General features: G+C 43.7%; 8 protein-coding genes. All 8 read right to left on the bottom strand.

All coding sequences use genetic code 11. The features are described 5' to 3' along the window. Entirely contained in the window at window positions 1-2,865 is a 2,865-nt protein-coding gene (locus tag B3E92_RS16195) for a glycosyl hydrolase (protein ID WP_286897542.1), read from the bottom strand. Window positions 2,866-2,872: 7 nt separating this feature from the next. Beyond that, entirely contained in the window at window positions 2,873-3,703 is an 831-nt protein-coding gene (locus tag B3E92_RS16190; RefSeq protein WP_112374954.1) for a sugar phosphate isomerase/epimerase family protein, read from the bottom strand. Then, window positions 3,697-4,518, bottom strand: a complete 822-nt coding sequence (locus tag B3E92_RS16185; RefSeq protein WP_112374955.1) for a phytanoyl-CoA dioxygenase family protein — start codon at window positions 4,516-4,518, stop codon at window positions 3,697-3,699. Before B3E92_RS16185 ends, B3E92_RS16190 begins: the two co-directional genes overlap by 7 nt. Window positions 4,519-4,688: 170 nt before the next feature. Next, window positions 4,689-6,275: a RagB/SusD family nutrient uptake outer membrane protein gene (locus tag B3E92_RS16180; protein ID WP_286897541.1), complete on the bottom strand. Its 1,587-nt coding sequence runs from the start codon at window positions 6,273-6,275 to the stop codon at window positions 4,689-4,691. A 17-nt stretch (window positions 6,276-6,292) separates the two neighbouring features. After that, window positions 6,293-9,769: a SusC/RagA family TonB-linked outer membrane protein gene (locus B3E92_RS16175; protein ID WP_286709696.1), complete on the bottom strand. Its 3,477-nt coding sequence runs from the start codon at window positions 9,767-9,769 to the stop codon at window positions 6,293-6,295. Between the two features lie 108 nt (window positions 9,770-9,877). Then, the gene (locus B3E92_RS16170) at window positions 9,878-11,248 is read right to left on the bottom strand and encodes an FGGY-family carbohydrate kinase (protein ID WP_286897540.1); all 1,371 of its coding nucleotides are present in this window, start codon (window positions 11,246-11,248) and stop codon (window positions 9,878-9,880) included. 12 nt (window positions 11,249-11,260) lie between these two features. After that, on the bottom strand, window positions 11,261-12,535 hold the full coding sequence (locus B3E92_RS16165; RefSeq protein WP_112374958.1) for a TIM barrel protein: 1,275 nt from the start codon (window positions 12,533-12,535) through the stop codon (window positions 11,261-11,263). Window positions 12,536-12,616: 81 nt separating this feature from the next. Next, window positions 12,617-14,719 carry a bifunctional aldolase/short-chain dehydrogenase gene (locus tag B3E92_RS16160; RefSeq protein ID WP_112374959.1) on the bottom strand — a complete coding sequence of 701 codons (2,103 nt, stop codon included), beginning with the start codon at window positions 14,717-14,719 and terminating at the stop codon, window positions 12,617-12,619. Window positions 14,720-14,723 lie beyond the last annotated feature (4 nt).

Raw genomic sequence — 14,723 nt, 5'->3', positions numbered from 1 at the left:
TTAGCTTGTATATAAAGTGACTGGACCGATCAGGCCCATAGATTGTATTTCCTGCTCCCGACCTTTTCTATTGACCCAATATTGCGCATTTTCATTATCCTTCAACGTTTTCAAATAATTTCCCATAGTGGTCGTAATACGCACTTCGATCTGGTTCTCCCCATTTTTTAACACGGCAGCGAGGTCGTAAATCCGCCTTCCATACCATTTTACGCCAAGTGATTGGTCATTGACAAAAACCTCAGAAACACCCGCTACCTTTCCAAGATTCAACAGGCATTGTCCTGCTGCCGACCAGTTAAATGAACGCTGATAGATCGCTGTTCCTGAAAACCACATCAATTGTTCATCCTCTTTAAAGTCTATTAGTCGCGGCAGTACAAGTTGTTGGGATGTACCTTCCTGTTTATGTTTTAATGTTACTTTCCATTGGGTACTCAAATCCAGGGCATGACTTCCCGTTGTTGCCAAAGGCTGCCACACTGTACCTTCCCGATGGTTGTCAAATACAAAAAGGAAAGCATCTGTAGGCCCCATATCCAGTAACAAACTGTCTTCACGATCCAGGTTTACCCGAGAACGTTTACCCGTATCCAGATCCCATAGCCAACATGTTTTCTTTCTAATTTCGGGCGCAATAAATGAGATGTTTAGTCTTGCACTATTCGCCCGGTGTGCATTCTGGATAAAATAGCATTCACTACCATCATCCCGAATAGAACGCATCTGCATCACATAACGGTTAGGCTGATCAATATGCAAGTAATGGGGTAGCCTGAACCGCTGCATGGCCAAATGGTACCAGTCCATAAAGTTATTGTCCTCAGGTTTCGGCGTGGCAATAAATCGATCTGGATAGGATTGCAGCTTACGCAGTATTGCTTGCACTTCGGCATCATTTTTTACCTGATCTTGCAATCCCAAGCTCATCTGTGGTAAGGTTTCAATCGCCACAACACGCCCACCGGATTTAACAAACTCAAGGAGGCGAGCCATTGACTTCGGCGACATCCGTTTGATACCGGGCAAAAAAAGCACGCTATATTTTCTTTTGCCGTAACATAGATTTCCCTGCTCTACCTTACAATCCTGCAGTATCATCTCCGTTATATAATCTGCATTCCCACCATTTTTGCTGATAGCTTCCCAAAGTAAGGAAGTATAGGGGACATTCAATTTCTCAGGAAAGGGATCCGTTTGCACACCGTTCTCTGTCCAGAGATCATAATTGGCCGGCAAAATGGCCATATCTGCGAAATAATCGCCCTGTTGCAGCTGTGATGAAAGGCGAGCTTTGTAATTATTTAAATAGTTAAAATAGGGCCACCAGTTGTTGCGTTCGTTATAAAAAGAGCCGTATTGAATCCATCCAGGAAAAGGAGCTTCTAAGGGCGAATAATTAAATCCATGCCAAACAGAATGTGTAATCCCGGTCATTGCACTCTGGTCCGATCCCAGCTTTAACAATTCGAGTTGCGTATTAAAAACAAGGTACGTATTGGTCATCTCCTCGCAGCTCACAAGCCGTTTTCCTTTCAGATGTGCTGCGGAGGAGACATACTTATCAATCATGGTATAACCACGGCCGCGACGATAGTCTTCGTCAGGCATCTCTTCACCCAGCTTATGGCGCAAATAATTTGTTGTCCACGATTCTCCTTCCGGAATATCGTACTCCAAGCTGCTTTCCAATGGAAAAAAACCTCTCCCATAGGCCTGGGCACGAGATTTCACCCCAAGCGAGCGACACCAGTTGACATACGTATCCGTAAATCGTTCCTTCAATAAAGAGGCTTTGGTATATTCATAATCAAAGCGTACACGATTTAGCATCTCGGAAAGTTTCGCACCTTTCTTTGCACCGTAGTTTTCGTCGACCACAGCCCCCAAGCGCCCGACCTTAAATAAAATGAAAGGCAAATAAGGCATAATATCATAACCGCGACGGCGTTGAAACTCAATAGCAAAGTCATCACACCAATTGCAGCCTTCGAGTTCCATGCTGTCGGTGAACAATGCCCGAACATAGTTTTTTAATGGTCCTATCTGCTGTTGCATTTGTGTAGACAAGCGCTCGAGGTAGCGAGACACAGTGTCCTTATCCATGTGGTTGAGTATGGAGCCCGCTGCTCCCGGGGCTCCATTGATGACGGAGGCAAAAGCCTTAAATTTCACCAGGAAATAGAGGATATGCTTTCCCGAAGGAACAGGAATTTCAATTTTGTCTTTGCCAATTTCTGCCGCAAAATCAACCGCATCATCGATGGACTGCATCGGATCTTTTACCAATTTGATGGCGAGGATCTCGGGATTGCGCAATGGGTTTTTATCCGTTACAGCGGGATCTATCATATTAAAAACATGGTAGGGTCGGACAACATAGGTTGTGGGTCCCTCAATGGGTTCACAATGCACCAGCACAACCTGAGCGGTTTCTTCTTCCCGAAGATCTTCTGAACCAAAAGGCCAGCCGGAACCAACGATGAGATCGGTGGTCATACCCATCTTTTTTGCTTCATTGGCTGTATACTGTACCATATCTACCCATTCTTTGCTCAACCATTTTAATGATGGAATACCCATATCGTCGGTACGCTTCGGAAAGGAAATGGGATTGATTTCCACTCCACCTATTCCGGCATCCTTTAATAGCTTCAGTTCGCGAAGCAGTTCATTTTTATTGATTTTATTGCCATTCCACCACCAGCGCACGAAAGGTCTTTGCGCAGCCGACGGATTTTGAAACTGTGTATAGTAGCGGTCCATATCCACTGATTCCTTGTCAAATGCTTTTAAATGCTTGGCGAATAAGAAGGAGGCTCCCAAAAAACTGCTTTGCTGTAAAAATATTCTTCGCTTCATCATGCTGAAATTAGGTTATAAGGTGCCTTGATAGGTAGTTTTTCATCCATAAGTTTTGTTTCCATTGGCGCTCACAATCGAGCACTTGATTCCCTGAGGGAATGAGATACGGTGGCGGACCAAATTCAGTCGTCATGGTCAGCCGCGCATCGGGTTTATTGAGGTCTATCCAGCGTTGCCAGACAGCACAGTGTGTGGCGACAATATCCCGATAGATTTTTTTTCGGACATCAGGTACCTGGGATCCCTGACTATGTCCAACACGGGCATGTACATGTTTTACATGGGACAACAGGCGGTTCAATTCCTCCTGCCGATCTTCAAGAAAACTCTCCGAGACACAGTACCAGTGAGAGATATCCAAGGTCAGTTTCAACTGCGGATATAGTTCCGCCATTGGCGCCACGGTATGCAGTCCATAACTCCATTTATTACGGTGAGTTTCCTGCAAAATTTCGATCCCGTATTGCTTTTCAACACGCGTACAAAGTTGTAGCCCTGTAAGCACATCCTCGGGTGAGAAATATTCCCGTCCCATCTGCACGGATATAAAAAGTGGAGCGAAATATTTTTCCGCGAGCTTTCCATAGTAGTTCAACTGTTCTTCCAACAAGGCGAAGTATGCACTGATTGAGTTCGCTTTTTTTTGAACACAGGTCACAATCGTGTACCTGAGCTTATACTTCTGCAACAGTTTTACGACCTTCTCCGGATCGGTATCTTCGCCAAAAGGAAACCATTCGACCCCAACATAACCAGCCTTCACTACACGATCCAGAAAATCTTCCCATGCAACGTGCCCATTTCCCCAGCGTGGATAAAAAAAGTCAAGTTTTACCATCCTGCATGGTAGATTAACGGATTTTGCTCGTCATTATTCAACAGATCCCCTACCGCTAAGGTTGCGCGATAATCTTCCGGTAAAATATTCGCTTGTCCATTGAATACATTTCCGTCAGGCATGTAAGCACAGGTCATAGCTCTTCTAAACCCGTTGGTCATGTTAGGTCCTGCCCCATGAATCGTCAATCCATTATGGAAAGTACAACTTCCGGCTTTGAGCGGTGTAGCCACCGGATTTACCCGTGCAAGCTCGGGATAGTGTTCGAAAATTGTCCCCATATTTTTTCCGATACCCAAATTCTCAAATCCGGTTTGCTTATACGATTGCGGAACAAAATACATGCAACCATTTTCCAGTGTGGAGTCATCGAGTGCAATCCATATGGAAAGTGCGTTTCGATCGGCAAATGACCAAAAAGGTGTATCCAGATGCCAAGCAGTAGGATTCGCAAATGGGCGTTTAAATAGGGCTTGGTCATGCCAAATACGGATACCGTCAACACCGGCCAGCTTTGCTGCCATTTCTCCAATCCGCTGATCGACCATCAGCTCCTTCACCTGTTCATTGGTCTGCCAAAGGTTTAACAATTGATCAAACACTTTTCCAAAGTAGTCTGCATCCTTATTGATACCATCATCTTCGCCAACTTTGGCTTCCTTTCCGGGCATTTTCTGACCTGCGCGCTGCTCTACAGCTTCAAATACAATTGTACGCCAGCTTTCAAGCTCCTCGGGATTTAAAAAATCTTCTATAACGATGTAACCATTTTCTTGGTAAAAGGCTATCTGTTCTTCAGTCAATTGGTTCTTCATATCATTAAATTTTAGGTTTTGTCGAAGTAATCTATAGTACTTGAAAATACACAAGATCAGCTACAATTGTATCCTGAACTATCCTGTATTTTTAGGGAAGTACCAGCAAGGACGATTACGATCCTTCCTAGTACTTTTAAGAAATGAAATCATTAAATCTGTTGGCTCATTTAATTCTGAACCATCTTATTATTATATAACATTTCATCCAAAGGTATCTGTAGCGTCATTTTACTAACAGGATAAGTTGATTTATCTACATGTGTGGCTGATCCAGTACGGCCGACAGCAATGTTCCAGCGTTTATTGTTATAGAATTCACGTCCTCCCTCACCCCAGAGCTCCAACCGCGTTTGAAATTGCACCATCTCCAAGGTCGATAAACCCTGCATGGAAGTATAGTTGTCACAGGTCAATGTGGTCTGCCCAACTTTCGTTCGTGCAGCCAATAAGGTGTTTAACGTTTGTTTCGCACTTTGGTCATCTTTATTCTGTGCCTGCGCTTCAGCTTTCATCAATAATACCTCCGAACTGCGCATATAATAACAACTTACTCGTCCCACATTCTTCTTATCGTCACTTCCCAAGCCATGGGTGGCGGCAAACTTGAGATTGGTATACATCGGAATAGTTCGTTTATCACCATTGGTCGGGTAAGTATAATCTCCCCAATCCGATGCCATAAAACAACCCATTCGATAGTCCCGGTTATCAATTTTGGCATACAGCCGATTGTCAATCCGCTGGAAACCTTGTCCAATTCCGCCGTTTCCTTCGGCGAAAGGGTTCATCCACCAATTGTGTACGGTAACGGCTTCTCCAAGCGCAAAACCAAACAACACTTCGGGGTTAATGGTAATATTGAGAAAACCATTTTGCTCGGGTCTCATTTCAGGCGCCGTCTGGGTTCCTTTATTCGTGGCACCATAGGTTGCCTGGCTCATTAACGTTGGATACTTGGTCAGTATTTCGTTGCTGGCGTTTATCGTCGTGTTCCAGTCGCCGGTCCACAACGCTACTTTTGCCTGCATAAAGTAAGCTACACCAAGATCAAAATCGGAGGGGTCTGTTGTAAAGCCAATTCCCGCTTCTCTAAAAAGCCGGATCGCTTCATTGATATCGTTTTTGATAAAAGCATAGGTCTCATCCGCAGTAGATCGGGCCTTGCTTTCCTGAACCGGGGAATAGGTATCATAAAGCGGCATACCTAATTTTGCTTTTCCTCCCTGCTGGTAGGCATTCTGATAGTTTTCCATCAGGTAATTATAGGCGTAGGCACGCAATATCAGTCCGCGGCCCTTGTATTCCTGTAATTTTTTATTCGTACCGACAGTCTCCGGATTAAGGTAGTTCAGCATTTTATTTGCTGTATTGACCATATTCCAGGCATAATTCCAATACGGGGTATTCTTGTCTGAAGCATCTGAAATAAAATCCAGCAGATTATACTCGTCGGAGCCAAATATATTAAGCAATCTATTGCCGAATACAATATCATTGCCTTCGAGGTTCCGCATCACATCAAATCCCTGGTTGCTTCCATAACGTGACTCGGATGATAATGCCCCAAAGTTGACCAGTTTAGGCATATTGTTCGCCATACCGCCCAATACAGCCTGAATTTTCTTCTCATCACCACTTTCGAGTAGTTTCCGGATCTGTTCATCCGTGATACTATTTGGGGGTGCAATGTCCAATTCCTTACTACAAGAAAACAATAATGTCACCGCCAATGCACATAAAAATATCTTTTTCATAACTGATTTTTTAAACATTAAAATTCCAAACTTACACCACCGGAGAATGTTCTCATGGTCGGATAAGAATATGCCGCCACTTCAAATCCACCAACAAGAGACTGACGTGGATCTATTCCCGAATGGGCTGTTTTCATAAAAAGGTTATCACCAGAAGCGAATATCCGAAGCCGCTTGATTTTCATTTTTGACAAGATACTTTCTGGCAAAGTATAACCTATCGTCACATTTTTAAAATTGAGATAGGAAGCACTGAATAAGCCCAAATCACTGTAGAGCCAGCTTCCTGTAGTTGCACCATTGCCATAGGTATTACCATACATCACCATAGGGAATTTTGCACCTGTGTTGTTCGGTGTCCAGGTATTACCGATGAGTTCCGATGAAAGCGCTTTTCCAGGATCTTCACTTACATACAAATTATTTCCGTACTCCGTACTAAAAAACTTTCCGCCCAATTGGTAAGCCAATGCCAAATACAGATCAAAATTCTTGTAACGTAAGGAAGTACTAAATCCGCCTATCCATTTAGGTAACGCGCTCCCCATTTCGTAGCGGCTAGCTTTTGAATAGTCTGTGGTTGTTATACTTTCGCCCTCTTTATATCCGGGATAAGTACCTGCGTCAACATCGGCTTTGCTAATCTGATGATAGTAAAGTGGTAAACCCGTATTTTGGTCCACACCGCCATATTTCAACATATAGAGGTTAAAGAAATCTTTGTTGACTCCACGTAAATAGGTAATATTTGCCACAGCACTTGTTCCCGCGGCAGCCCAAGCATCGGTACCTGCGGTCCAATTTCCTCCCAAAGCATCTGAACCGACACCATTTGGTACAGCTTTCAGCTTAGTGGTATAATGTGTTCCGTTTGTCGATACTGTCCAGTTGAAATCAGGTTTCTTGATGATGTCTACTGATAGGTCGATTTCAAAACCTTTATTTCCGATTTTTGCGGAGTTCGTCGCAATGGAAGACTGTCCTTTGGATATGGCAATAGGCTGATTCCAGATGGCATTTACCGTGACGCGGTTATAATAATCGAGTGATCCACGTACTCGTCCAAAGAAGCTAAAATCAATACCACCATCTAATGTATGTATGTTTTCCCAGGTTAATTGGTCATTGACATATGCATTTTGATTTAAGGTGATATTTGCGGGTATACCCGTTCCACTTGTCGTCTGTGTATACGTGGCGGCGTAACTCCATGTTTGGTATCCCGAATAGTTGGATATTCCATTCTGATTACCGATTACACCATAACTGCCGCGTATTTTTAGGAGGTCGAGCCAGCCTTTGCTACTTTCCATAAATTGCTCACTGTCGATACGCCAACCGCCACCAACGGACCAGAACGTACCCCAGCGTTTATCTTTCAACTTGAATTTTGACGAGCCATCCCGACGGACAGATCCTTGAAAAAAGTACCTGTCGTTGTAGTTGTAATTGACCCGGGAAAAATAACTTTCCATGGTACGTTTATCCTCACCGCCCCCCGGATTTGGGAATGTTCCACCGTCATAACGTCCGACAAAGTTGATATAAGATGCAAAATCATCAATCAATGCATAAGATGATCGGTAGTTGAGCTGCTCGTTCTTGAATGAATCATATTCATGCCCTAAAAGCGCCTCTATATTGTGTAAACCTATTGTTTTCGCATAATTCAGTAATTGTTGCAGGTTTAAAATCGTTGTATTGGATGCGGTCTTACCAAAGGCTCCAATGCCTGCTGCCTGTCCCGATTCGCTGTTCCAGTAACGCGTACGCATCTCATTAAACTTGTCCATCGAGACATTTGCTGTAAACGTAAAGTCTTTCAGGAATTTGGCCTGCCCATAGACCCTTGTTGTCCAATCATCCGAGACACGTTGATCCAAATCATTGTCCAGCACCGTCAAAACATTGGTAGAAGATAGTGCAGCCGATGTTAACCCCAGTGGAGAGTAGGTATCTCCGGCAAGTACATGGACTTTATTTTTCCCATTGTCATCAATCAGGGCGCCATTTTTATCGCGTGCGTAGAGCTGCACCAGCGGATTCTGTCCATTGATAAACCGGAAAACATTGGCTGTAGAACTACCGGGATTACGGCCGAAGCGTGTCGCCGGCGATTGTGTGGTCCGATTGGAGTAGCCAATATTAGCACCCAATTTTAGCCAGGCATTCAATTGCGCATCAAAATTGGCACGTCCATTATAGCGTTTGAAGGAAGATCCCCGAATATAAGATGGGTCTTCCAAGTATCCACCTGAAAGGAAATAATTTACTTTATCGTTACCACCAGAGGCCGATAGATCATAATCTTGTCGTAATCTATTCTCCAGTAGATAATCATCATATCTGTCGCTGTATAACAGGCGAGCTCCAGGATTCAATTTACCATCTGTATTGACGAGGTATGCGCCACTCATGGTTGAACTCGCATCAGCTCCTGTGCCTGAGGGTGTATAGACCGCTCCCGGCACATCATACAACATCCAGTTACCTAAGCTGTTTCGTTGAAATTTAGTCGTAGACCCGATGTAGTCAAATAGGTGCGAACTGGCAAATTCGGCTGCCTGTTCGTGCGACATATTTGGATTCTGCACATTTGTTGTATATCTTTTTGAAATACCGGTACCATCCACTCCATAGCGTACAGAGTTGTACACAGAGAGCCAGGCGAATTCATAAATATCCTTCGGATTGGAAATTTTATCGAATTGATACGGTCCCACCTGATTGACGCCGAGCTTTCCTTCAAATGAAATGCGGGGCTGCCCTGACACGCCTTTTTTTGTTGTCACCAAGACGACACCATTGGCACCTCTAGCGCCGTATAGGGCCGTCGATGCCGCATCCTTCAAGATAGAAACACTCTGGATATCTTTTGGATTTAAGGTAGCGAGCGGATTATCATTTTGTGCGGGAACACCATCAATGACGACCAGAGCGTTTGAGGTATTCTGACTCGCCGATCCTATACCACGCACACGAATTCCCATGTCGATACCAGGCTGTCCATCCACTGCCGACACCTGAATACCGGGTGCAGCCCCTTCCAAGGCCCTACTGACCGTCGAATTTGACTGCATATTCAATGCTTTATTGTCAATTGTGGATACGGATCCCGTCAGATCCTTTTTTTTCGTCGCACCATAAGCAACGACAACAACTTCATCCAGCACAGTGTTGTCCTCCTGCAGTTCAACACGAAGTGGGATCCCCACAGTCCCTTCCATATTTTTTGCAATGTACCCTACATATTGGATTGAAAGAACAACTTTGTTGCTCGCGACAGAAAGGGTAAAATCACCATTTTCATTTGTTGAACTAGCATTTTTACCACCGACTTCTTTAATCGAAGCTCCAGCGATAGGTCGCCCGCTCTTGCTACCCACCACATGACCCTGTATAGTCTTGGTCACCTGAGCAACTAACGCAAACGGCATTCCCATCATCATTGCCACGCAAAGAATTAATGAGTAATGTTTTAATTTACTTTCCATTCTGATTAGAGGTTTAATTTAATTTGGTTTAATTTGTTTATAATTCTATATCGAAGTAATAGAAAACAAACTGAACAGCTGTACCGTACTATCCTGTTCTAAAATCATTTACGAAACAGTATGTGGCTTAAATAATTTTAATTCCACCAAGTTTTGTGGGATCTCTGCAGTGTTCCAATGCTGATGCATCAACAGTGCGGCACCCAAAGCTGTTGCTTGCGGCATCGCTGCAGCAAACACCTCCATAGCTGGAAATTCACGTGCAATCAAACTCATATAAATCTGATTTCGACTAAATCCACCATCGACAAATATCCGTGCAGTCTGTGTACAGCGAAGAACAAGTTGGGTGGCGGCTACCTGTGCCTTGACAAGACACCAGACTAAGCTGTGATAAGCGGTTTGATAATCTGGATAACGATGCAGGTCAATGGCTTCAAAAGATTTCAAATCTATCGCGTTCGGAATATCAAGCGCTGTCAAAGCCGCGATAATGTCCCAGTCGATTTCAAGCGTTCTAAATTTGGCCGTGGTCACCGCAAAGAAATCGGCAATACGCTTTGATTGAATTTCATGTTCATACCCTGCAAATAAACGGGAGGCTTTTACTGGAGTACCGCGATAGGAAAGATAGAACAAACAATCCTGCTGCAGCTCCTCTATTGTCAAATCGATCGACGCAAATGGGTTTAATGAAATGCACCAAGTGCCTGTAGAAATTAAAATAAAGGGCTCTTTATTACTCATTAGATAAGGAATGAGTGCCGCGGAACTATCATGTAACCCCGTTCCAACCCAATATGATTTACCTAGAAACGTACTTTTAAAGGCTGTATCTCCCGAAACAATTGGCGGGAAAGCTCCAACGAGGCCCTCGTCTTCTACCCATTGATGATAATGGTGTTGTTTGAAGTCCCAAAGTGCAGTATGGCAGCCGATGCTAGTCAAATCTGTACACAACTTGCCTGAAACCAAAAAGCTTAAATATTGAGGTAAGTGTACCGCATAAGCAAGTTGCCCAAATAAATCAGGTTTTTCACGCTTCAGACGCAAGAGCTGTAAGCCCGAATTCAGACTACCCAATGATGGTGATGCCGTTGCCAATGAAAATGCGACAACACCTCCATACGCATCATATAACTGTTGCTGTATATCCGCAGGAAAATCCTTGAGATAGTTGTATAAGGGAGTCAAAGGTTTACCCTGTGCATCAATGTAAACCAAGCTAGCCCCATAGGCTGCAAAGTTGATTGCCTGAATATCAAATTCGTCTCGCCGGAGTACTTCATGCAAGGCATCAAAAATCGACAGACGAAGGCTTTCAAGATTTTCACAGGGATCCCCATCTTCATCGACAGTTTCTAAAAATCGAGCAGATCGTTCCCATAGCACGCTATAGTTTTTATCAAATAAAAGAAGTTTTTTATTCGTTTTTCCAACATCAAATACGGCTACGACAGGTATACTTTTGTTTTCCATGTCGTGTATCTTTTAGAGGCCTGTAGCGACGCTATTTTTTCCTCTTTCCCCCACCAATCTATCTCGTAACGCCTGTTCCCTAAAGAGCCCTATTGGATCCAATGCCGCACCGATGCGTCGTCTCGCCTCAGCAAGCAATGGTCTTACATCGGTTCGAAATGCCTGTTGCAAAATTTCCTGGGCAGCTACCACATCGTTTTGAGCTTGCGCATCGCGAAGCGATTTTCGATCGATAAGCAAGGCCTGCGCATAGGCTATTTTAATTGCTTCTACCGATTGTAATAAATCAACTAATGGGTCCTTCAGATTATGTGAAGCATCGATCATCCAGCCTAAAGCCGATTCATGAGCCATTCCCCGCGCATCCATCCCATCGATCAATTCACTGAATATCAAAAACAATTGATAAGGTTTCATACAACCGGCCGTCAGATCGTCGTCTCCATATTTGCTATCATTGAAATGAAAGCCGCCCAATTTCCCTTCCATCAACAGCAGCGATACGATTTGCTCGATGTTTGTATTTGGTAGATGATGCCCTAAATCCACCAAGGTAAAAGCCTGTGGTCCCAGCTTATTTGCTAAAAGTAAAGACTGTCCCCAATCGCCAATGGTCGTCGAATAGAAATAAGGTTCAAATGCTTTATACTCTATAAACAGGCTCCAGTCTACGGGTAGATGCGCATAGATTTCCTGTAGGCTGGCAAGGGTATTTTCAAAGGCCTGTCTAAAATTAAGCTGCCCAGGGAATGATGAACCATCAGCCAGCCATACCGACAAGCACGTTGACCCCAACTGCTTTCCAAAGTCGATTACTTCTATATTATGGTCTATCGCCTGTTGACGGACGCGTGGATCAACGTGATGCAAAGACCCAAATTTATAGCTGTGCTCCTGCCCGACCTGATCTTGAAATGTATTTGAATTCATCGCATCAAAGTGAATTCCAAAGGTTGCTGCATACTGCTTCAATGCTTCAGCATCTTTAGGAATATCCCAGGGAATATGCAATGAAATAGCATCACTCGATCCATTCAATGCATGCAGCAAGCCGACATCTGCAATTTTCTGCTCCAGTGTTGCCGGTTCACCGGCACCAGAGAAACGGCCAAAGCGCGTTCCACCTGTACCCAATGCCCAACTAGGGATAGCAATCTGGAATTGCTGTAGTTTTTCTAAAATCTCTTCTGTTTGTACAATCTCGTGAGAAACAAAATCAAAGGCTCGCTGATGCCTCGCCTGCAACTGGTCATTATGTGCCGCGATAGCACACTTGTCTAAAATCATAATAGTACTGTTTTCGGTTTATTAAAATAGGGTATTGTGGTTTCTCGATCTATTGAAAACACAATACCGAAGATAGCGAAATTAGCGCACAAATGCCATTGTTACGCCACCGTCTACATTGAGTATATTACCTGTAGATTTCGAGAGCAAACCACCCACAAAACAAAAACAGGCATTTGCAATATCCTCAGGTAGAATCACTTCATTCAACAAGGTCCGTTTAGCATAAAATGTAGGCAGTTCCTCGATGTGAATACCATATGCCTTTGCGCGTCCCTCTGCCCATCCGCCAGCCCAAATATTGCTATCGGAAATCACTGCATCGGGGTTAACAACATTGACACGAATTTTGAAAGGTCCAAGCTCCGCGGCGCATAATCTACTTAAGTGCAATTGTGCACCTTTCGCGCTACCATAACCGACATTATTCGGACCACTGACAAGCGCATTTTTGCTGACTATATTTAAGATATCACCACCGATGTTCTGCCCCTTTAAAATTGGCGTGATCGCTTGGGTGACCAAAAATTGTCCTTTAACCAATACATCATACAATAGGTCCCAATCTTTTTGGGTATGGTCCTCGATAGATTTAGAAATCGACAATCCGGCATTATTCACTATGATATCTATCCCACCAAATGCTAAAACAGTTTTATACAAGGCTTTTTGGATCTGTACTTCCTCGGTCACATCCAGTAGGACGGAGATCACTGCATCTTGGCCAAATTGTGCCACGAATTCTTGTTCGCATTCCGCTAAACGTTCAGCGTTAATATCGTTAAGCACAACCACTGCCCCTTCCTGTGCCATTTTCTTGGCAATGGCTTTTCCGATTCCACCACCACTTCCTGTCACCAAAGCAATCTTTCCGGAAAGTGCTTTTGGTTTCGGCATACGCTGCAATTTAGCCTCCTCAAGTAACCAATATTCGATATCGAAAGCTTCCTGACGAGGCAAGGCAGTATATTCACTTACAGCTTCCGCTCCTTTCATTACGTTAATCGCATTGGTGTAGAATTCTGCCGCTACACGTGCAGTTTGTTTGTCTTTCGCAAACGCAAACATACCAACACCTGGATATAAAACAATCACCGGGTTTTTATCGCGTACAGCTGGACTGTTTTCATGCTTGCAATTTTCATAATATTGTGCATACATTTCACGGTATGCTTCGAACAATGGCGCCAATTTCGCTTTTAGCTCTTCAACATTATCCAAATCTTCTGATTTATCCAAATTCAGTACTAACGGTTGGATTTTAGTTCTTAAGAAGTGGTCCGGGCAGCTCGTACCAAGCGGAGCTAAGCGTTGTAAATCGTTTGAATTTATAAATTCCAATACACGTTCATCATCTGTAAAGTGTCCGATCATGTGACGCTCACTAGAACAGAAACCTCTTAAAACCGGCGCAAGTTTAGCTGCTTGTGCAGTTCTTTCTTCCTTGCTCAGGCTAGTTACTTGCTGACCACCGAATACAGGTGCTTTTTTACCATAGTTTTGCTCAAGATATTCCGCGCAAGCTTCGATTACATCCAAGGAATTGATATAACATTCGTATGCTGTATCGCCCCAGGTAAACAAACCATGTGACCCCAACATAATACCGCGAATACCTGGATTTTCTGCTAAACAGGCTCTTAACTTAAGGCCTAGATCAAATCCCGGCCGCTGCCAATCTACCCAGCCGATCGCCCCATTAAACAATTCTTGTGTAATCTTCTTCCCATCTTTTGCAGCGGCAATAGCAATAGCAGCATCGGGATGTAAATGATCAATATGTTTAAATGGTAAAAACCCATGTAATGGTGTATCAATAGATGGTGCTTTAGAATCCAGATCGTAAATACAGTGGTTAAATAGTTCAACCATCTCATCTTCATGCTCCAAGCCTTGATAAACATGCGCTAAACTGCGCAGCCGTTGAAGATACAGTGCTGCTAACCCCGATTTCTTAAGCGTCCCAATATCTCCTCCTGAGCCCTTTATCCACATCACTTCCACATCCTCTCCGGTCAATGGATCTTTTTCAAAAACTTTGCAGGAGGTATTGCCACCACCATAATTTGTGATTCTTAGATCCGCGCCTAAAATATTCGAACGATATAATAATAAAGCCACTTCATCACCGTCTAGTGTACGTGCTTTCTCATCGTCCCATAAGTAATTGACATGTTTATACATTTTC

The sequence above is a fragment of the Sphingobacterium sp. UBA6317 genome (assembly GCF_002440385.1).
GTDB classification, from domain to species: Bacteria; Bacteroidota; Bacteroidia; order Sphingobacteriales; family Sphingobacteriaceae; genus Sphingobacterium; species Sphingobacterium multivorum.
This window is presented reverse-complemented; position numbering and strand designations above follow the sequence as displayed.

Bases quoted from the DNA above. Each gene is read 5' to 3' on its own strand.
- B3E92_RS16195 (WP_286897542.1), bottom strand. From the start codon at position 2,865: ATGATGAAGCGAAGAATATTTTTACAGCAAAGCAGTTTTTTGGGAGCC.
- B3E92_RS16190 (WP_112374954.1), bottom strand. From the start codon at position 3,703: ATGGTAAAACTTGACTTTTTTTATCCACGCTGGGGAAATGGGCACGTT.
- B3E92_RS16185 (WP_112374955.1), bottom strand. From the start codon at position 4,518: ATGAAGAACCAATTGACTGAAGAACAGATAGCCTTTTACCAAGAAAAT.
- B3E92_RS16180 (WP_286897541.1), bottom strand. From the start codon at position 6,275: ATGAAAAAGATATTTTTATGTGCATTGGCGGTGACATTATTGTTTTCT.
- B3E92_RS16175 (WP_286709696.1), bottom strand. From the start codon at position 9,769: ATGGAAAGTAAATTAAAACATTACTCATTAATTCTTTGCGTGGCAATG.
- B3E92_RS16170 (WP_286897540.1), bottom strand. From the start codon at position 11,248: ATGGAAAACAAAAGTATACCTGTCGTAGCCGTATTTGATGTTGGAAAA.
- B3E92_RS16165 (WP_112374958.1), bottom strand. From the start codon at position 12,535: ATGATTTTAGACAAGTGTGCTATCGCGGCACATAATGACCAGTTGCAG.
- B3E92_RS16160 (WP_112374959.1), bottom strand. From the start codon at position 14,719: ATGTATAAACATGTCAATTACTTATGGGACGATGAGAAAGCACGTACA.